The sequence below is a fragment of the Microbacterium sp. UBA7513 genome (assembly GCF_002478345.1).
Taxonomy (GTDB): Bacteria; Actinomycetota; Actinomycetes; order Actinomycetales; family Microbacteriaceae; genus Microbacterium.
The window spans coordinates 174,357-191,139 of the sequence record NZ_DLNJ01000022.1; the positions used below are offsets into that span (position 1 = coordinate 174,357).

At 71.4% G+C, this 16,783-nt stretch carries 21 protein-coding genes; 8 read left to right on the plus strand and 13 right to left on the minus strand.

What is annotated here, in order from left to right; all coding sequences use genetic code 11:
- Positions 1–3: 3 nt before the first annotated feature.
- From B2W79_RS13085 to B2W79_RS13100, 4 genes are read right to left on the minus strand one after another with little or no spacing between them, the layout of a single operon-like run.
- A complete protein-coding gene (locus B2W79_RS13085) occupies positions 4–1,053 on the minus strand; it encodes an ABC transporter permease (RefSeq protein WP_256209421.1) in 1,050 nt (349 codons plus the stop codon).
- A complete protein-coding gene (locus B2W79_RS13090; RefSeq protein ID WP_292790109.1) occupies positions 1,050–2,186 on the minus strand; it encodes an ABC transporter permease in 1,137 nt (378 codons plus the stop codon). Before B2W79_RS13090 ends, B2W79_RS13085 begins: the two co-directional genes overlap by 4 nt.
- Positions 2,183–3,703 (minus strand): sugar ABC transporter ATP-binding protein, encoded by a 1,521-nt coding sequence (locus B2W79_RS13095; RefSeq protein WP_071328787.1) that lies wholly within the window; start codon positions 3,701–3,703, stop codon positions 2,183–2,185. Before B2W79_RS13095 ends, B2W79_RS13090 begins: the two co-directional genes overlap by 4 nt.
- Entirely contained in the window at positions 3,700–4,809 is a 1,110-nt protein-coding gene (locus B2W79_RS13100; protein ID WP_071328788.1) for a Gfo/Idh/MocA family protein, read from the minus strand. The genes B2W79_RS13095 and B2W79_RS13100 overlap by 4 nt, the downstream gene beginning before the upstream one ends.
- Positions 4,810–4,924: 115 nt before the next feature.
- Here B2W79_RS13100 and B2W79_RS13105 point away from each other — a divergent pair, with 115 nt between their 5' ends.
- A complete protein-coding gene (locus B2W79_RS13105; RefSeq protein ID WP_292790112.1) occupies positions 4,925–6,142 on the plus strand; it encodes an ROK family transcriptional regulator in 1,218 nt (405 codons plus the stop codon).
- On the opposite strand, the gene B2W79_RS13110 is transcribed toward B2W79_RS13105, so the two are convergent.
- Together B2W79_RS13110 and B2W79_RS13115 are read right to left on the minus strand one after the other, a co-directional pair.
- Positions 6,094–7,230 carry a Gfo/Idh/MocA family protein gene (locus tag B2W79_RS13110; RefSeq protein ID WP_025105576.1) on the minus strand — a complete coding sequence of 379 codons (1,137 nt, stop codon included), beginning with the start codon at positions 7,228–7,230 and terminating at the stop codon, positions 6,094–6,096. The two genes, B2W79_RS13105 and B2W79_RS13110, sit on opposite strands and share 49 nt — an antisense overlap.
- On the minus strand, positions 7,230–8,036 hold the full coding sequence (locus tag B2W79_RS13115) for a sugar phosphate isomerase/epimerase family protein (protein ID WP_292790114.1): 807 nt from the start codon (positions 8,034–8,036) through the stop codon (positions 7,230–7,232). The genes B2W79_RS13110 and B2W79_RS13115 overlap by 1 nt, the downstream gene beginning before the upstream one ends.
- Positions 8,037–8,142: 106 nt before the next feature.
- Here B2W79_RS13115 and B2W79_RS13120 point away from each other — a divergent pair, with 106 nt between their 5' ends.
- From B2W79_RS13120 to B2W79_RS13130, 3 genes are read left to right on the plus strand one after another with little or no spacing between them, the layout of a single operon-like run.
- A complete protein-coding gene (locus B2W79_RS13120; protein WP_292790116.1) occupies positions 8,143–8,784 on the plus strand; it encodes a TetR/AcrR family transcriptional regulator in 642 nt (213 codons plus the stop codon).
- 9 nt (positions 8,785–8,793) lie between these two features.
- The gene (locus tag B2W79_RS13125) at positions 8,794–9,426 is read left to right on the plus strand and encodes a DUF4166 domain-containing protein (RefSeq protein ID WP_292790118.1); all 633 of its coding nucleotides are present in this window, start codon (positions 8,794–8,796) and stop codon (positions 9,424–9,426) included.
- The gene (locus tag B2W79_RS13130) at positions 9,423–10,496 is read left to right on the plus strand and encodes an epimerase (RefSeq protein ID WP_292790120.1); all 1,074 of its coding nucleotides are present in this window, start codon (positions 9,423–9,425) and stop codon (positions 10,494–10,496) included. Before B2W79_RS13125 ends, B2W79_RS13130 begins: the two co-directional genes overlap by 4 nt.
- Here the strand turns inward: B2W79_RS13130 and B2W79_RS13135 are convergent.
- The 4 genes from B2W79_RS13135 to B2W79_RS13150 are packed head-to-tail and all read right to left on the minus strand — an operon-like array spanning position 10,430 to position 13,037.
- Entirely contained in the window at positions 10,430–11,374 is a 945-nt protein-coding gene (locus tag B2W79_RS13135) for a DUF1214 domain-containing protein (protein ID WP_071328794.1), read from the minus strand. The two genes, B2W79_RS13130 and B2W79_RS13135, sit on opposite strands and share 67 nt — an antisense overlap.
- A 33-nt stretch (positions 11,375–11,407) precedes the next feature.
- Positions 11,408–11,794 carry a PLDc N-terminal domain-containing protein gene (locus tag B2W79_RS13140; protein WP_071328795.1) on the minus strand — a complete coding sequence of 129 codons (387 nt, stop codon included), beginning with the start codon at positions 11,792–11,794 and terminating at the stop codon, positions 11,408–11,410.
- 39 nt (positions 11,795–11,833) lie between these two features.
- On the minus strand, positions 11,834–12,763 hold the full coding sequence (locus tag B2W79_RS13145) for an aldo/keto reductase (RefSeq protein WP_292790123.1): 930 nt from the start codon (positions 12,761–12,763) through the stop codon (positions 11,834–11,836).
- Between the two features lie 55 nt (positions 12,764–12,818).
- Positions 12,819–13,037: a helix-turn-helix domain-containing protein gene (locus tag B2W79_RS13150; protein ID WP_256209422.1), complete on the minus strand. Its 219-nt coding sequence runs from the start codon at positions 13,035–13,037 to the stop codon at positions 12,819–12,821.
- A gap of 94 nt (positions 13,038–13,131) precedes the next feature.
- Here B2W79_RS13150 and B2W79_RS13155 point away from each other — a divergent pair, with 94 nt between their 5' ends.
- The 3 genes from B2W79_RS13155 to B2W79_RS13165 are packed head-to-tail and all read left to right on the plus strand — an operon-like array spanning position 13,132 to position 14,564.
- Positions 13,132–13,503 (plus strand): helix-turn-helix domain-containing protein, encoded by a 372-nt coding sequence (locus B2W79_RS13155; protein ID WP_240743011.1) that lies wholly within the window; start codon positions 13,132–13,134, stop codon positions 13,501–13,503.
- A gap of 24 nt (positions 13,504–13,527) precedes the next feature.
- Positions 13,528–13,923, plus strand: a complete 396-nt coding sequence (locus B2W79_RS13160) for an ImmA/IrrE family metallo-endopeptidase (protein WP_292790127.1) — start codon at positions 13,528–13,530, stop codon at positions 13,921–13,923.
- Positions 13,924–13,961: 38 nt separating this feature from the next.
- Positions 13,962–14,564 (plus strand): GNAT family N-acetyltransferase, encoded by a 603-nt coding sequence (locus B2W79_RS13165; protein ID WP_071329112.1) that lies wholly within the window; start codon positions 13,962–13,964, stop codon positions 14,562–14,564.
- Positions 14,565–14,588: 24 nt separating this feature from the next.
- On the opposite strand, the gene B2W79_RS13170 is transcribed toward B2W79_RS13165, so the two are convergent.
- Positions 14,589–14,795, minus strand: coding sequence for a hypothetical protein (locus tag B2W79_RS13170; protein ID WP_025105563.1), 207 nt, complete (start codon positions 14,793–14,795; stop codon positions 14,589–14,591).
- Positions 14,796–14,883: 88 nt separating this feature from the next.
- On the opposite strand from B2W79_RS13170, the gene B2W79_RS13175 reads away from it, so the two are divergent.
- The gene (locus B2W79_RS13175; RefSeq protein ID WP_292790130.1) at positions 14,884–15,495 is read left to right on the plus strand and encodes a flavodoxin family protein; all 612 of its coding nucleotides are present in this window, start codon (positions 14,884–14,886) and stop codon (positions 15,493–15,495) included.
- Between the two features lie 9 nt (positions 15,496–15,504).
- Here B2W79_RS13175 and B2W79_RS13180 read toward each other — a convergent pair whose 3' ends face one another.
- Both B2W79_RS13180 and B2W79_RS13185 read right to left on the minus strand, forming a co-directional pair.
- Positions 15,505–15,816 carry a hypothetical protein gene (locus B2W79_RS13180; protein ID WP_071328801.1) on the minus strand — a complete coding sequence of 104 codons (312 nt, stop codon included), beginning with the start codon at positions 15,814–15,816 and terminating at the stop codon, positions 15,505–15,507.
- Positions 15,817–15,964: 148 nt separating this feature from the next.
- Positions 15,965–16,783, minus strand: an 819-nt coding sequence (locus B2W79_RS13185; protein ID WP_292790132.1) for a hypothetical protein, incomplete at its 5' end; no start/stop codon positions are given.

Sequence of the window (16,783 nt, forward strand, 5' to 3'; positions counted from 1 at the left end):
TTGCTAATCTCCTCTGGTTGTAGGGCTTGATGCGGTGGTGCGGTTCTCGGCGTTCTCGGTCCCCGCGGTCGGGACGTCCGTCGGCTGGGGACCGCGCCGGCGGCGGGCTCGGAAGGCGACCCCCGCATAGGCGACGGCCGCGATGATGATGACGCCCTGCACGGCGTCGCGGAGCGTGGAGGGCACGCCCGCGATGTTCAGGAGCAGGAACAGCGCTTCCAGCGCGAACGCTCCGGCCACGGCGCCGACGATCCACCCTCGTCCTCCGCCGAGCACGACGCCGCCGAGCACCACCGCGGTGATCGCGGTGAACTCGTAGCCGCGGCCGACGGACGGGTGCACCCCCGCGTACCCGACGAGCAGGACGGCGGAGAGGGTGGCGGAGAGGGAGGACAGCACGAACGCGCGGGTCGTGACCCAGGCCCGGCGGGCACCGGCGTAGTCCACCGCGCGGGCGTTGTCGCCGATTGCGATGAGGGTCTTGCCCAGCGGGCGCGTGGTGATGACGATGCCGAGGGCGAGCCAGGCGGCGAGCAGCAGAACGGCCCAGGGCAGGAACTCCAGCACGGGGAGGTCGCGGATCCCGCCGCGACCGATCTCCCGGAAGCTGTCGGCCGGGTTCCCCGTGGCCGCGCCGCCCGTCCACCACATCACGCCGCCGAGCAGGGCGAGCATCATGCCCAGCGTCACGATGAACGACGGCACCTTGAGCAGCGTCGTGAGGACGCCGTTCACGAGCCCGACGACCACACCGAACACGATCATGAGCAGCAGGACAGGGAGGGTGCGGGCGTCGTCCTGGCCGACGAGGTTGCCGGCGATGATGACCTGCGCCGTGATGAGCGATCCCTGGGAGAGGTCGAACTCCCCCGCGATGATCACGAAGTACTGCCCGATCGCGACGATCGCGATGGGGGCGACGCGCTGCAGGTACCGCATGAACTGCCCGGGCTCGGCGAAGCTCGGGTTGAGCACGGCGACCGCGACGAGCAGGATCACGAGCAGCAGGAAGACCGCCCCGCGGGGGCTGACGAGCGTGCGCAGCGCGTTCATGAGCGTCCTCCTTCCCGCACGGAGGCGGTATCCCCGGCGCTGTCGACGGCGGCGACCTCGGTGGTCGGATCCGCGAGCTCGGCGGCCGCGACCGCCATGTCGGCTTCGGCCGCCTTCGCGACGTCGTCTCCCCCGGTGCGCGTGCCGCCGGCGCCGAAGCGGGGACGACGCCGCACGATGGCCCGGCGGCTGTAGACGGCGACCGCGGCGACGATGACGATGCCGCGCACCACGTCCTTGAGGAAGGGATTCACCTGCAGCACGCTCATGACGTTGTCGACGACGGCGAGGATGGCGACGCCGCCGATGGTGCCCCAGATCGAGCCGCGTCCGCCGAGGAGCAGGGTGCCGCCGAGCACGACCGCGGCGATGGAGAGCAGCGCGTAGCCACCCTGCTGACCGACCGTCGGGCTGCCGACGCCGAGACGGCTGGCGAGCAGGAGTCCGGCGAGGCCCGCGAACACGGAGCACAGCACGTGCGCCCAGATCAGCGGGAGGCGGGTGCGCACACCGCTGAGCCGCGCGATCTCGGGGTCGCCGCCGACTGCGTAGAGATGGGCGCCGGTACGGGTGCGGTTCAGCAGCACCCAGACCAGCACGGCGAGCGCGATCATGATGAGCGTGGACACCGGGATCGGTCCGACGCCGGTCGCGCCGATGAGCTGGAACGCCCACGGGACCTCGCCCGCCGAGCCTTCGAAGTTCGTGTTGAGGATGCCCTGGAGGATCAGCCCGACGCCGAGCGTCGCGATGAAGCCGTTGACCTTGAGCACGGTCACGATGAGCCCGTTCACGAGCCCGATCCCCGCGCACACGAGGAGCGTCACGATCACCGCGAGCGGGATGTTCCCCGCGTTCCCGGCCATCATCGTCGCCGCGAGCAGGCTCGACAGGCTGATGACGTAGGTGACCGACAGGTCGAGCGAGGCCCCGAGCACCACGAGCGTCTGCCCGATGGCCACGAGGCCGAGCACGCTCATCCCGGTCAGGATGTCGCGGATGTTCCCCGGGCTGAGGAAGTTGCGACCGACCGTGGCGACGAGGATCGCGCCGACCACGAGCGCGAGCAGCAGGATGCCGAGCACGATGACGGTCGAGTCGATGCGGAGACGGGCTCCGGTGCGGCGGCTCATCGCGCACCCCCGTTCGTCGAAGGACCGCGGTCGGCGCCGGTGGCCGCCGCGAGGATCTCGTGCTCGGCCGCACCGGCCGGCAGCTCGGCGACGAGTTCGCCGTCGTGCATGACGAGGATGCGGTCGCTCATGCCGATGACCTCCGGGAGCTCGCTCGAGACCATGAGCACGGCCTTCCCCTGTGCCGCCAGCTCACGCATGAGCTGGTAGACGGCGTACTTGGCCCCCACGTCGATGCCCCGCGTCGGCTCGTCGAAGAGCACGATCTGCGGCTGGGTGAGCAGCCACTTCGCCAGCACCACCTTCTGCTGGTTGCCGCCGGACAGGAAGCGCACCTCCTGGTCGAGACCGCGCGAGGACACCTCCAGTGTGCGGAGCACCCCCGGCACCTCCCGGCGCGACGCGGCGGTGCGTCCCGCGAACACGTTCCGCACCACGAGCAGGGCGTTGTCGAGGATCGACTGCCCCAGCGCGAGCCCCTGCGCCTTGCGGTCCTCGGAGACGAGGGCGAGTCCGGCGCGCACAGCCGCGCGTGGTCCGCCGATCCGCACCGGCTTCCCGTCGATCCGCACGGCGCCGCGGGTGAAGGCCTGGATGCCGAACACGCCCTCCACCAGCTCGGTGCGCCCCGACCCCTGGAGCCCGGCCACCCCGACGATCTCCCCCGCACGGAGCGTCAGCGACACCCCGTCCACGTAGGCGTTCCCGCAGCCGTCGAGTTCGAGTCGGGGCGCGCCGACTGCGGTGCCGGCCACCGGGTCAGGGAAATACGACTGGATCGACCGCCCCACCATCCGGCGCACGAGCTCGTCGGTGGTCAGCGCCGCGGTCTCGTCCGTGGAGACGAGGGCGCCGTCCTTCAGGATCGTGATGCGGTCGCAGAGGTCGAAGATCTCCTTCAGCCGGTGCGACACGTAGATGACGGCAACCCCTCGGGACGTGAGCCGGCGGATGATCGCGTACAGCAGCTCCACCTCGCGGTCGCTGAGGGCGGCGGTCGGCTCGTCCATCGAGATCACCTGCGCGTCGAACGACAGCGCCTTCACGATCTCGACGATCTGCTGCTCGGCCACCGTCAGCGAGCCCACCCGGGACTGCGGATCGATGAAGGAGACGCCGAGGTCGCTCAGCAGCTCCCCGGTACGCACGTTCATGGCCCGGACGTCGATGAGCCCCGCGCGCCGCGGCTCCCGGCCGAGATAGACGTTCTGCGCGACCGTGCGCTCCGGGAGCAGGGTGAACTCTTGGAACACCGTGACGATGCCGGCGTCCATCGCCTGCCGCGGGTGCGCGTGGCGCACTTCCGCGCCACGGTACGTGATCGTCCCCTCGTCGGCCGGCTGCACGCCCGCGATGATCTTCATGAGGGTGGACTTGCCCGCGCCGTTCTCGCCGACGAGGCCGTGCACCTCCCCGGGCCGCACGTCGAAGTCGATGCCCTTCAGCACCTCGACGCCGAAGAACGCCTTGCGGATCCCCGCCACCTGCAGCACGGGCTGCGTGGTCGTCACGGTCATGCCGGCACCTCCGTCCAGCGGCCCTGGTGGGCGGCGGAATCGAGCACCGCCGCGGTCAGCACGGCGGCGCGGTGGCCGTCGGCGAACGTCGGCAGTCCGTCAGGGACCTCGCCCGCGATCGCGGCGTAGACGTCGGCGACGAAGCCGTTGAAGGCGTCCTGATACCCCATGGCATGCCCGGCCGGGACGCGCTGCAACCGGGCGGACTCCGGGTCGGCCGTGGCGGGGTCGCGCAGCAGCAGCCGCGACTCCTCGCGCATGCCGACCCAGAGCTCCTCCGGCCGTTCCTGCTCGAACCGCAGACTCTGCCGCGTGCCGTGCAGCTCCAGGGTGAGGGCGTTCTTCCGGCCGGCCGCCATCTGGGAGATGAGCAGCGTGCCGAGGGCCCCCGCCGTGGTCTCGACGAGCACGGCGACGATGTCCTCCGTGTCGACGGCCTGCCCGGCCCGCTCGGCGAAGACCCGGCGGGTGCGGGCGCTCAGCGCGCGGATGCGGTCTCCCGTGACGAACTCGAGCAGGTCGCACAGGTGCGAGCCGATGTCGGCGAACGCCCGGGAGGCGCCGCCGGACGAGGATCGCACGCGCCAGTCGTCGTCGGTGGGCCGCAGCATCCAGTCCTGCAGGTAGGAGCAGTCGAGCGTGAGGAGGTCGCCGGCCTCGCCGCGGGCGACGCGGGCCCGGGCCTCGCGCACCATCGGGTGGTAGCGGTAGACGAAGGGGACGGCGGCGACGAGGCCGGTCTCCTCGGCGGCCCGGGCGAGCATCGCGGCGTCCGCGGCGGTGGTCGCGAGCGGTTTCTCGCACACGACGTGCTTGCCGGCACGCAGCGCCCGCAGGGCGAGGTCGGCATGCGTCGCGTTCGGGGTGCAGATGTGGACGACGTCGATGTCATCCGCGGCGAGCAGGTCATCCGCGTCGTGCGCGGCGCGTTCGGCTCCGAGCATCTGCGCGGCGTCCCTGGCTCCCTGGGCGGATCGGGTGGCGACGGCGCGCAGCGCGCCGCCCGCGTCTCGGGCGGCCGTGCGGTGCACGCGGGCCATGAAGCCCCCGCCGAGGATCCCGGTTCGGATCGTCCCGAGACCGGTGTCAGTGACATCCGTTGTCATGCCGGTGAGTCTGACACAGCCGTACCTACTTTTGCTAGCACCTCGTCAAAAGTTGTTTGTAACGAAACCGAAGTCGCACAACCGACTGCGAGAAGTGCTGTGCTTTACTGACGCCATGGTTGACGTGCTGAGACCGCTCGCGGCGCCCTCCCCCGGGACCGGCGAGATCTTCCAGATCCTCCGTGACGGACACGCGCGCACCAAGGCGGAGCTCGCCGCCCTCACCGGCCTCGCCCGCTCCACCGTCGCCTCCCGGGTCGACGCGCTGCTGGCCGCCGACCTCCTCCGCCCCGCCGGTGAAGCGGTGTCGACCGGCGGCCGCCCTCCCGCCCGCGTGGCGTTCAACCCGCGCGCCGGACTCGTCCTCGCCGTCGACCTCGGAGCCACGCACGCGACCGTTGCCGTAGCCGACCTCGCCGGCGTGATCCTCGTCGCGCGCACCCGCACCATCGACATCGGCGACGGCCCCGAGGCCCTGCTCGACGCGATCCTCGCGGAGGGGACGGCCCTGCTCGCCGCGACCGCCGACGGCCTTCCCCTCGTGGGCGTGGGCATCGGCGTGCCCGGCCCCGTCGAGCACTCCACGGGGCGCCCGACGAACCCGCCGATCATGCCGGGCTGGGACCGCTTCGACGTCCCCGGCTACGTGCAGCGCACGTTCGACGTCCCCGTCCTCGTCGACAACGACGTGAACATCCTCGCGCTCGGCGAGCAGGCCACGAGCTGGCCACGGGTGGACGACCTCGTGTTCGTGAAGGTCTCGACCGGCATCGGCGCCGGCATCATCGCCGGCGGTCAGCTCCAGCGCGGTGCCCAGGGGTCGGCGGGCGACATGGGTCATGTCCAGGTGCCGATGAGCGCCGGCTCGGGGCGGGAGCCGGGCGACGAACGGGATCTCGAGGCCCTCGCGAGCGGTTCGGCCCTCGCCGTGGCGCTGCGCGCCGAAGGCCACGACGTGCACAGCGCCTCCGACGTCGTCGACCTCGTCCGCGCCGGCAATGCGGCGGCCATCGAGGCCACCCGCCAGGCGGGTCGCGATGTCGGCGAGGTGCTCGCGACGGTCGTGAACCTGCTCAACCCGTCGATCATCGTGCTCGGCGGCAGCATCGCCCGCGCGGGCGAGCACCTGCTCGCCGGTGTCCGCGAGGTCGTCTACCGCCGCTCGATCCCGCTCGCCACCCAGCACCTCGCGATCGTGCAGTCGCAGGCGGGCGACCGCGCGGCGGTGCTGGGGGCGGCGATCATGGTCGCCCGCGAGGTGCTCTCCCCCGCGAACGTGGACCGCTACGTCGCCGCGAAGGGATCGAAGTCGGCGGGCAGCGCGCCCACCTGATCCAGCGTGCTCGCGACCTCCACGAACGTGCGCCGCGCTGCGGCTTCCTCGATCGAGAGGAGCGTGTCGAGCACGTGGTACCCGAAGTCGCCGGTGGCGACGTGCGGTCGGTCCTCCGCGATCGCGCGCACCATGTCGAGCAGCCCGAGCCCGCGCCCCGCGAGCACCCCCTCCGGCGCGACATCGACGACCTCCTGCACCACCGGCTCCGGCGGCACGAAGTGCCGGGACAGCGGCCGGGTGATCGTGATCGGCCCGCCGAACGTGTTCGGGTCGGGGATGACGAGGGTGCCCTCGGTTCCCGTGATCTCCACGATGCCCTGCCGCACCAGCGGCGAGTCCGTGCTGTAGAGGCTCTGCGCCTGACCGCCGCCTTCGAAGTCCATCAGGACGCTGAGCGTGGACGGGATCTCGACCGGGAACTCCTCCCCGGCGCGGTCGCCGACCTGCACGCGGCGGGTCGGCGACCCCTGCAGCCCGAGGGCGGCCACGGCGGCCACCGGCCCGAAGACGTGGACCAGGGTCGAGACGTAGTACGGCCCCATGTCGAGGAGCGGCCCCGCCCCCTTCGCGTAGAGGAATGCGGGGTTCGGGTGGAAGATCTCCGGCCCCTGCCACTGGAAGGTCGTCTGGCCGAACAGCGGACGGCCGATGTCGCCGCGCGCGATCGCGCGCTTCGCGGTCTGCACACCGGGGCCGAGGACGGTGTCGGGCGCTACGCCGACACGGAGTCCGGCCGCTGCGGCCGTCTCCAGCAGGCGTCGCGCCTCCTCGCGGTCCACGCCGAGCGGCTTCTCGGTCCACACGTGCTTCCCGGCGGCGACGATCGCCTCCGAGACGGCGACGTGCGCGGCGGGGATCGTGAGGTTCACGACGATGTCGATGTCGGGATCGTCGAGCACGACCTCGACGCCCCCGGCCCGCGGTACGCCGTACGCCGCGGCCTGCGCGCGCGCCCGCTCCTCGACGAGGTCGCCGATCGCCCGCACCTCCACGTCCGGGAAGCGCGTGAGGTTCTGCAGGTACTGGTCGCTGATGTTGCCCGCGCCGATGAGGCCGACGCCGACGACTCCGCCCCCGCGCACCATCAGTGCGCCGCCTCGGCGTCGAGGAAGACCCGGCTGCGCTCGATGGCGTCGAACAGATCGCCGTCGTAATGGTCGAACTCCACGATGGCGAGCTCGAGCGCGGACGCGGCGGCGATGGCCTCCCGGAGCGGCACGGCCCCGTCGCCCGCGGGCACCTGATCCGCCGGCGGGTAGGCATCGAGCAGCGCGGGGTCGAGCGTGCCGTCCTTCGCGTGCACCGCGATCACGCGCTCGCCCAGGCGCTCCACGAGGGCCACCGGATCGACGCCGCCGCGGGCGACCCAGTACAGGTCGACCTCCAGCACGACGCGCTCGTCGAGGTGCTCCGCGAGGAACTCCAACCCGGTCACCCCGTCGAACACGGCCTCCAGCTCGTGCGCGTGGTTGTGATAGCCGACCCGCACACCCGCCTCGGTGCCGATCTCCGCCGCTTCGTTGAGCAGCCGCGCGGTCTCGACGATCTGGTCGACCGATTCCCAGCGCGCCGGCTCGGTGTAGGGATCGATCACCGTGTCCATCCCGAGCGTCTTCGCGGCCGCGAAGACCTCGGCGGGCGGCGGGACGGGAGCCGTGGTGCCGGAGCCGTCAGGGCGCACGAAGGTCGGCGTGGCCAGGAACGCGTGCCCGGAGGGGGCGGTCAGTCCCGCGGCCGACACCGCGGCGGCCATGGCCTCCGCGCGCCGCACGAAGTCGTAGGGCTCGACCGCGGTGAACCCACGCGCCGCCACCGCGGCGAGCGTGCCCTCGAGGTCGGCCTCCAGCTGCTCGCGGATCGTGAACAGCTGCAGAGAGGTCTGGATCGTCATCGGTCGTGCTCCTCGGTCGTCGGTGACAGGAGGGCGTCGCGCGCCCTGCAGGCACGCTAGCACCGAATACCTCCAAGTGGAAGTTTCTAGTCGGTAGACTCGGGATATGCCCGCCGCATCCTCCGACGACTCCGGACGCCCGCGTCCCCGCGGGGCGTACGCCAAGGGCATCGCCCGCCGCCAGGAGATCCTGGACCGCGCGATCGAGGTCTTCGCGGCCCGCGGCGCCGACCGCACGAGCCTGCGGGCGATCGCGAAGGAGGTGGGGGTGACGCATGCCGCCCTCACCCACTACTTCGGGTCGCTGGAGGAGCTGCTCGTCGCGGTGTACGTGGAGAGCAACGCCCCGGGACGGAAGACCGAGCCGGAACCCGCGAACCCCGTCGAGGGGATGATCCGGTCGGCCAGGGCCAACCGCGAGGTCCCCGGTCTGGTGCAGCTGTACTCCATGCTTGTCGCCAGCGCGCTCGAGGAGGGCCATCCCGCCGCCCGCGCCTTCGCGACCGAGCGCTTCGCCCGCCTGCGGGCCGACATCGCCGAGACGGTCCGCGAGCAGCAGACGGACGGGCGCATCCGGGCCGACGTCGATCCTCTCGCGGTCGCCGCCCTCGTCGTCGCCGCTTCGGACGGCCTGCAGACCCAGTGGCTCCTGGATGACACGGCTCCGCAGCACGAGGCCCTCGCCCTCCTCGACCGTCTGCTCCGCCCGGCGGACGGCGCGGGTCGGGACAGCGTCCCCGAGGGCTAGGCTCGAACCGTGACGCCCGTGCCGCAGTCCCCGTACGCGAGGGCCCTCGGCGAGCGCCTCGCCGAGCTTCATCCCCGGCTCCGGACCTACTTCCAGGCGGTCCCGGACGGGATGGTCGGCGTCGGCGAAGGCACGTTCCAGCGCGTCGGCACGCCGCGCCGCGTGCTCTGGCCGCTCCTCCGCCGCCTCGAGCGGCGCGGGGTGATCGCCGCCCGCTGGGAGCGCGACGTGCCCTTCCGCATCGAGAACCGGACCATCGCCTCCCGCGCGATCGCCGAGCGCACCTTCCGGTTCGCGAGCGGGCCATGGGTGATGCGCGACGCCGTCGCGCCGACGCGGCACGGCCGCATCGTCGACGAGCTCGGCGAGCCCGGGCTGGTCGTGGCCTGCTTCACCGTGGAGCCCCGCGCGGGCGCCCTGCACCTGACCAGTCTCGCGGTGGGCATCCGCCTCGGGCGCTTCCGGCTCCGCATCCCGCGGATCGTGGCTCCCGTGGTCCGGCTCGTCGAGCGCTGGGACGACGAGGCCGGTCGCCAGCGGGTGCGCCTGACGGTCGACGCCCCGCTCCTCGGCCGCCTCTACGAGTACCGGGGCGATTTCGATTACGCCCTCGAACCCGATCGGAAGGACGACAGCGCATGAGCACGGACCGGGTGGTCATCGGCGGGGCCACAGGATTCATGGGGCGCTTCCTCACGGCCCGTCTCCAGGACGCCGGCCGCGAGGTCGTCACGATCTCCCGTTCGGGAAGTGACCTCACCTGGAGCGATCAGGACGGCATCGACGCCGCCGTCGACGGGGCCTCGCTCGTGATCGGCCTCGCGGGCAAGAGCGTGAACTGCCGCTACACGCCGCGCAACCGTGCCGAGATCTTCCGCTCCCGCCTGGACACGACCGCGGTTCTGAGCCGCGCCATCTCCCGCGCGGCCACCCCGCCGCCGCTGTGGATCAACTCCTCGACGGCCACGATCTACCGGCACGCGGAAGACCGGCCGATGACGGAGTCCTCCGGCGAGATCGGCACGGGCTTCTCGGTCGAGGTCGCCAAGGCGTGGGAGCGTGCCCTCTTCGCCGAGGCGCTCCCCGGCACCCGCCGCGTGGCCCTCCGCACCGCCATCGTCCTCGGCGACGGCGGGGTGCTGGAACCGCTGCGCACCCTCGCACGTCTGGGCCTCGGCGGCCCCCAGTACGACGGGTTCTGGCCGGTCGGTCCCGCGCGCCGCGCCGCCGGCACCGCGCACCTTCCCGGCGCCCGTCGCGGGCGACAGCGCTTCAGCTGGATCCACATCGAGGATGTGGCGCGCATCATCGAGTTCCTCGAAGAGTCCCCCGCTCTGGACGGGCCGGTCAACGCCGCCTCACCGCACCCCGTCGACAACGCCGCCTTCATGGCCACCGTGCGCCGCGTGCTGGGGGCGCAGGTCGGCCCGCCGATGCCGCGCTGGATGCTCGAGCTTGGCGCCATCGGCATCCGCACCGAGACCGAGCTCGTGCTCAAGAGCCGCTGGGTCCTCCCCGAGAAGCTCACCGCCGCCGGCTTCACCTTCCGCTACCCGGACCTCGAGGAGGCCGTCCGCGCCTCCTTCGCCGCCGCCGACGCGAACGCCCGGACGCACGCGGCGCGACCCGGCGGGCGCAGAGCTCGTCAGTCCGATTCCCGGAGCGTCGGGAACGTCCAGGTCCCGTCGAAGACCTCGGGGCGGGGTCGATAGAGGCGGACGAGGTAGTTCCAGCCCTCCGTGATCGGCAGCACGTTCGGCACGCCCTCCGGATGGTCGCCGAAGCGGACGGTGATCGTGCCGTCGTCGTTGCGGACGCCGGTGATGTCGTTGATCGTGTAGGCCTCGCGATCGTTCGGCTCGAAGAAGCCGTCGGCGTTGTACACCGAGATCGACCAGAAGCCGTCGACCGGCACCTCGCCGACCGTGAGCTCGTACCGGCCCACCGGCAGACGCGGATCGACGCCGATGTAACTCGCCTCGGATGACGGCAGCCCGCCCCAGCCCGCCGCCGTGCCGATGAGGTGCCGCACCGGGTCGACCTCGTCCTCGCTGCCGAACATGCGGTCGAAGCCGCGCAGGTTCCGCGCCAGCGCGAGCAGCGCCTGGCGGGTCTCGTCGAGGCTGACGGTGTCGTAGTCCGGCATCGCGAACGGCGTGGCCGACCCGCTGCGCAGCGCGATGCGGTCCTGCAGGGCCCCCACCTCCGCCACGTCCGCCGGGTCCGCCGGGTCCACGAGGATGCGCACGGCCAGCACGACGTACGGCGTCCCGAACTGCGCCACCGTCAGCGTGTGCTCGCCCGCCTCGTGGAAGATCGCATCGACGTAGTGGTTCTCGTCGACGACCATCGCCGAGAGGTAGCGGTCGCCGTGCTCCGGGATGGTGAACGTCGCGCCCTCCCTGATGTCGAGGACCGCGAAGCTATACAGGGTGTCCCGGTTCAGCCGGATCACGGTCTGCCGGTCGATCGCGGCCGGAGCCCTGTTATGCAGGAACCGATCCACACCCCCGGCCTCCTTCTGGAGGTCGCGCATCATGCGGTGGGTCTCGGCGAGGGCGAAGTTGTCGACGTTCACGAGGATGCTCATGACGGCATCCTGGCAGGCCGGACCGCTCGGCGGCTAGGACGAAGGAAGAGCGTCGTCTCCCCGTTCCCGACGCCGCTTCTCGATCTCCTCGCGGAGCCGCCACTCCTCGATCTCGCGGTCGAGGTCCGCGATCTGCTGCTCGGTGGAGCGGACGTCGACCGGCGGCGCGGGGCGTGCGACCGTGGCCGTCGGGGCGGTCGGGCGCTCGGCGCGCCGCATCCGCGGGAGCCGGACACCACCCTCCCCGTACTCGCGGCCGATCGCGAACCACAGCGCGCTGCCGATCAGCGGCAGGAGGATCACGATGATGATCCAGACCATCTTCGGCAGATACTTCACCTGGGAGTCGTCGCGCGTGATGATGTCGATCAGCGCACCGATCATCAGCGCGATGACCAGAAGCGAGAACAGGAACGGCATGGGTTCAGGGTAGACGACGCGGAGACCGGAACCGCGACCTCACGGCAGCAGGTGTCCGGCGGCGCGGAAGAGCTCGTACCACTCGGCCCGGGTGAGCACGAGGTCCACCCCGGCTGCCGCCTCCTGCACGCGGTGCGGCGTCGTGGTGCCGAGCACGACCTGCATCCCGGCGGGGTGCCGGGTGATCCAGGCGGTGGCGATCGCGGTCGGTGTCACTCCATGGATTCCGGCCAGACGCTCGATCACCGCGTTGAGCTCGGGGTAGTCCGGGTGTCCGAGGAAGACGCCGCCGCCGAAACCGCTCTGGTAGGGCGACCAGGCCTGAATGGTGATGCCGTGGATCCGGCAGTAGTCCACGATGCCACCGCCGTCGCGCCCGATGCTCTGATCGTGCCCGGCCATGTTCGCGGCCACCGGCTGCGCGATGATCGGCGCGTGCGTGAGGGACAGCTGCAGCTGGTTCGCGACCAGGGGCTGCCGCACCGCGGTCTTCAACAGCTCGATCTGCGAGGGCGTGTGGTTCGACACCCCGAACGCCCGGACCTTGCCGGAGGACTCGAGGTGGTCGAAGGCACGAGCCACCTCGTCCGGCTCGACGAGCGCATCCGGCCGGTGCAGCAGGAGCACATCGATGTGGTCGGTGCGGAGGGCTGCGAGCGAGCCTTCCACCTGTCCGACGATGTGGTCGTAGGAGAAGTCGAACATGCCCTGCGCCGGCACGATGCCGCACTTGGTCTGCAGCACGATCTCGTCCCGCTCCGCGCCGCCGAGCTGCAGGGCATCCGCGAAGCGCGCCTCGCAGTGGTGCATCTGGCCGCCGTAGATGTCCGCGTGGTCGAAGAAGTCGATCCCGGCGTCGCGTGCGGTCGTGTACAGCGCGCGGATCTGCTCGTCATCGAGGCTGTCTATGCGCATCATCCCGGCGATCAGGGCCGGAGCGGTCGTCGATCCGAAGGAAACGGTCTTCATGCGCCCACGCTACTTCATCGCGTCCCGGCCGCCCGTGGCACGAACGGGCCTCTCCTCAGGGCGCGCAGGGGAGCAAGCGCGTGACGGGGACGCCGAGGACCATCGCGATCCCCGCGACATCCTCCATCGTGAAATCCGCACGCTCCTCGAGGAGGTCGGCCAGGGTGGCAGGGGCGATCCCGGCCTGCTCGGCGAGTTCCATGAACGACACTCCGGCGTGCAATCGCGCAGCCTCCACCGCTGATGCCATCAGATGACGCAATTCTGTCCCCATGCGCCTACGGTACCGCCACGCACGGACACCCACACTCCCACAACCCGCCAATATGACGGCATCCTGCTCTCGGTGCGCTGCTAAGGTGAGCCGGATGAAGACACCAGCCGAGCAGTTCAACGAGGCGATCGGTCGTCAGATGCGGGCGGAGATCGCGGCGGCACGCAGCAGCATCGCTGCCATGGCGCGCGACGTGGGCATCGCCCGGAGCGCGCTCGACAACTACGTGACGGGCAAGCGCGCCATTCCCGTCCCCGTGGTCTACGCGGTGTGCGCCACGCTCGGGGTCGAGCCGCACGTCCTCGTCGCCCGGGCCGAGGAGCGCCTGGCCGCCGACGGCATGTCGGCGATCATCACCCCCTTCCGGCGCCGCACCGATGTCGCCACCCCGCGCGACAATACCCGCGAGGTCGCCTTCGAATCCGGATCCACCCGCGAGACGGACACCGACGACCTCTACGAGTAGACGACATCGACCGGACGGAGGCCCATGCAGCAGCTCCTCCGCCTAGCCGACGAACTCGATCTCCGTGTGATCGAACGCACAGGTCCCACCCCCGGGGGCTTCCAACCCGTCACCCGGACCATCCGGCTCGCTCCCGGGATGAGCAGGCGTACCGCCCGCAGCGTGCTCGCCCACGAGCTCGGCCACGCCCATCTCGGCCATCAGCCCACAGGGCAAGCCACCTTCCGCGCGCGACAGGAGCGACAGGCCGATGAGTGGGCCGCGCGATGTCTGATCACGCCGGCGGCGTACGCAGCGGCGGAGCAGCTCCGCGGCACCCACCTGGCCAGCCTGGCGTTCGAACTCGACGTGACGATCGAGATCGTCCTCGCGTTCCAGCGTGTGCTCCTCCGGAAGCACCCGTCCGAGCCCGCCGCCTGATGATCGGCGACGGCGGGCGACGCTGGTTGAATGACACCATGGCCTTCCTCGTCGCCCCCGCCCCCGTCACTCTCACCGGCGAGCTCGTCGAGCTCCGCCCTCTCGACCGGTCGCACGTCGACGGCCTCGTCGAAGCGGTCACCGAGGGCGACCTGTGGAGGACGGCCTGGTACACGTCGGTTCCGGCGCCCGACGGCGTCGCGGCTGAGGTCGACCGCCGCCTGGGCCTCGTCGCCACCGGCGAGATGGTGCCCTTCACGGCCTTCGACGTCGCGGGACGCGTGCTGGGACTGACGTCGTACTACGACATCGTCGCCGACGTCCCCCGGCTGCACATCGGATACACCTGGAACCGCCCGTCCGCCCATGGCACGGGCACCAACGCGGAATCGAAGCTGCTGCTCCTCCGCCACGCCTTCGAGACGCTGGGGGTCTTCCGAGTCGGACTGACGACCCAGTGGGTGAACTTCCAGTCCCGCGCCGCGATCGAACGGCTGGGAGCGAAGCAGGACGGCGTGATGCGAGCCATGAGCCGCTACCGCAACGGCGCACTCCGCGACAGCGTGGAGTACTCCATCATCGAGCCGGAATGGCCCGCGGTGCGGGCGAACCTCGAAGCGAGGCTCGCCCGGCGACGGTGAGCGCGGGGAGCCACCCCGCGGCGGTCACTCGGTCGGGCTGCCGGTCCAGTTCTTGGAGCGACGCGTGGCGGAACCGCGCTGACGCATCGCGAACCCGAGAGCCAGCGAGACGAGCAGGATGCCGCCGACGAAGGTGAGCGCGGCGAGCGTGTCCGGCATCTCGTGGGCGATCCCCAGCAGCCAGAAGCCTCCGAGGAACATGATCATGAAGAAGAGGAAGCTGAGGATCACGGGATCTCCTGTCGTCGGTGCTCTACCAGGATAGCCCGGACCCGGAAAGGCCCTGTGCCGCCGCCCGGATGTCTGGTGGAGTCGGACCATGGACACCTCCCTCACCGCCCTCGCGATCTCCTGCACCCTCAAGCCCTCCCCCGCATCGTCGAGCTCCGATCTGCTCGCACGTCAGCTGCTCGATGCCCTCGCCGAGCACGGGGTGACGGGTGACCTCGTCCGCGCCGTCGACCTCGACATCCGCCCCGGCGTCGAGAAGGACATGGGCGACGGCGACCAGTGGCCGACCCTGCGTCAGCGCGTCCTCGACGCCGACATCCTCGTGTTCGTCACGCCGACGTGGATGGGGCAGCACTCCAGCGTCGCCCAGCGCGTGCTGGAGCGCCTGGACGCCGAGCTCAGCGAGACGGACGAGCAGGGCCGCCCGATCCTCTTCGACAAGGTCGCGATCGCCGGTGTCCTCGGGAACGAGGACGGCGCGCACCACATCTCCGCGATCCTCTTCCAGGCGCTGAACGGCATCGGCTACACGATCCCCGCGCAGACCTCGGTGTACTGGAACGGCGAGGCCATGCAGACCGTGGACTACAAGGACCTCGACGAGACCCCGGAGGCCGTGAGCTCCGCGATCACGACGGCGTCCCGCAACGCCGCGCACCTCGCCCGGCAGCTCGCCCGGCAGGCGTACCCCGCCGAGTAGCGGCTGCGCTCAGTCGGCTGGGCCGTCGACGACCTCGTCCACGAGGCTGATGCCTCCCGACGAGCTCGCCTCCACCATGAGGGCCTGGACCCACTTCACGTTCAGCTCCGGCGTCTCCGGCTCCGCGAAGGTGAAGCGCAGCGGGATCGACGGGTGCAGCCAGATCGTCGAGCGCCCGGGTACGTCGCCGTCCGGGTGCCTCCAGGACAGCGTGAAGCTCTCGTTCCGGCGGAGCTTGGTCGCGATCGCGACCTTCAGATGGGCCAGGGCGCGGTCCTCGATCTGGATCTCGCTGCCGGAGCCGTACTGCATGGTTCCCATCCCACGACTCTACGGGCGGACACGGCGCCGACGCGAGCAGCGACACTCGCGGTCGTCGTCGGCGCGCCGGCACGGACGAGGTGTCGGCATCGCTCTCGCTGAGCGGCACCGAGGCGTCAGCGGTGCAGACCCGCGCTCACCGCGACGGTCATCCGGCGGCCCGACGCTGGAGGAGCTGGCGGACGTGCGCCTCGATCTCGGCGTCGTCGACGAAGCCCATGCGGGCGTACGGGGATTCCGGTGCTGCCGGGAGGCTGACGGGCGCGGCCGGCGCCATCTCCTCGGCGCGGGCACGGAGCGCGGCGACCCGAGCGGCCTTGCGGCGCTCCTCCTGCGCATCGATCTCGGCGCGAGCCGCCTGGGCGCGCGATCCCGTGACCGACACCATCGGCTCCGGCAGCGGACGCGGGGTCCAGGTGGCGGGGCCCTGGTCATGCAGAGCCGGAGCGACCCTCTCCGCGACGGTCTCGACGGCCGCGGGCTGCGGACGCCGTGCAGCGCGCACAGCGACCGCGGCCATCCGCTGCAGGACGATGGTGGCGATGAGGGCTGCCACCCCACCGCTCCAGAGGAGCACCGCTCCCCCGGTGGCCAGGAGCTGCCAGATGCCGAGCCCGACGGCTGCGAGGCCGAGGCCGAGCGCGACGGTCGCCGTCAGCCGCACCCGTCGGCGGGCGCGAGCCCGACGGATCACGGGATCGGCGCGGGTGGCGGCGAGTTCCTGGCGGAGCGCCTCGAGCTCCGCGGCTTCCCGCTGGGCCTGCAGCCGCTTCGCGAGCTTCTGCTGGGCGACGACGGTCCGGGCGTTGAGCTCCATGTGCACCTCGCTGGGCGTCTCGCTCGTCTCGGCGAGGATCCGCAGCGCCTGATTGAGCCGCACGGCGTTCCGCTCGGCCGCGTTGTACTGGAAACGACCGCGCCAGGAGGGCAGCAGGTACAGCATCCACAGGAGCACGGCGACGAGCAC

Bases quoted from the DNA above. Each gene is read 5' to 3' on its own strand.
- B2W79_RS13085 (WP_256209421.1), bottom strand. From the start codon at position 1,053: ATGAACGCGCTGCGCACGCTCGTCAGCCCCCGCGGGGCGGTCTTCCTG.
- B2W79_RS13090 (WP_292790109.1), bottom strand. From the start codon at position 2,186: ATGAGCCGCCGCACCGGAGCCCGTCTCCGCATCGACTCGACCGTCATC.
- B2W79_RS13095 (WP_071328787.1), bottom strand. From the start codon at position 3,703: ATGACCGTGACGACCACGCAGCCCGTGCTGCAGGTGGCGGGGATCCGC.
- B2W79_RS13100 (WP_071328788.1), bottom strand. From the start codon at position 4,809: ATGACAACGGATGTCACTGACACCGGTCTCGGGACGATCCGAACCGGG.
- B2W79_RS13105 (WP_292790112.1), top strand. From the start codon at position 4,925: ATGGTTGACGTGCTGAGACCGCTCGCGGCGCCCTCCCCCGGGACCGGC.
- B2W79_RS13110 (WP_025105576.1), bottom strand. From the start codon at position 7,230: ATGGTGCGCGGGGGCGGAGTCGTCGGCGTCGGCCTCATCGGCGCGGGC.
- B2W79_RS13115 (WP_292790114.1), bottom strand. From the start codon at position 8,036: ATGACGATCCAGACCTCTCTGCAGCTGTTCACGATCCGCGAGCAGCTG.
- B2W79_RS13120 (WP_292790116.1), top strand. From the start codon at position 8,143: ATGCCCGCCGCATCCTCCGACGACTCCGGACGCCCGCGTCCCCGCGGG.
- B2W79_RS13130 (WP_292790120.1), top strand. From the start codon at position 9,423: ATGAGCACGGACCGGGTGGTCATCGGCGGGGCCACAGGATTCATGGGG.
- B2W79_RS13135 (WP_071328794.1), bottom strand. From the start codon at position 11,374: ATGAGCATCCTCGTGAACGTCGACAACTTCGCCCTCGCCGAGACCCAC.
- B2W79_RS13140 (WP_071328795.1), bottom strand. From the start codon at position 11,794: ATGCCGTTCCTGTTCTCGCTTCTGGTCATCGCGCTGATGATCGGTGCG.
- B2W79_RS13145 (WP_292790123.1), bottom strand. From the start codon at position 12,763: ATGAAGACCGTTTCCTTCGGATCGACGACCGCTCCGGCCCTGATCGCC.
- B2W79_RS13150 (WP_256209422.1), bottom strand. From the start codon at position 13,037: ATGGGGACAGAATTGCGTCATCTGATGGCATCAGCGGTGGAGGCTGCG.
- B2W79_RS13155 (WP_240743011.1), top strand. From the start codon at position 13,132: ATGAAGACACCAGCCGAGCAGTTCAACGAGGCGATCGGTCGTCAGATG.
- B2W79_RS13160 (WP_292790127.1), top strand. From the start codon at position 13,528: ATGCAGCAGCTCCTCCGCCTAGCCGACGAACTCGATCTCCGTGTGATC.
- B2W79_RS13165 (WP_071329112.1), top strand. From the start codon at position 13,962: ATGGCCTTCCTCGTCGCCCCCGCCCCCGTCACTCTCACCGGCGAGCTC.
- B2W79_RS13175 (WP_292790130.1), top strand. From the start codon at position 14,884: ATGGACACCTCCCTCACCGCCCTCGCGATCTCCTGCACCCTCAAGCCC.
- B2W79_RS13180 (WP_071328801.1), bottom strand. From the start codon at position 15,816: ATGGGAACCATGCAGTACGGCTCCGGCAGCGAGATCCAGATCGAGGAC.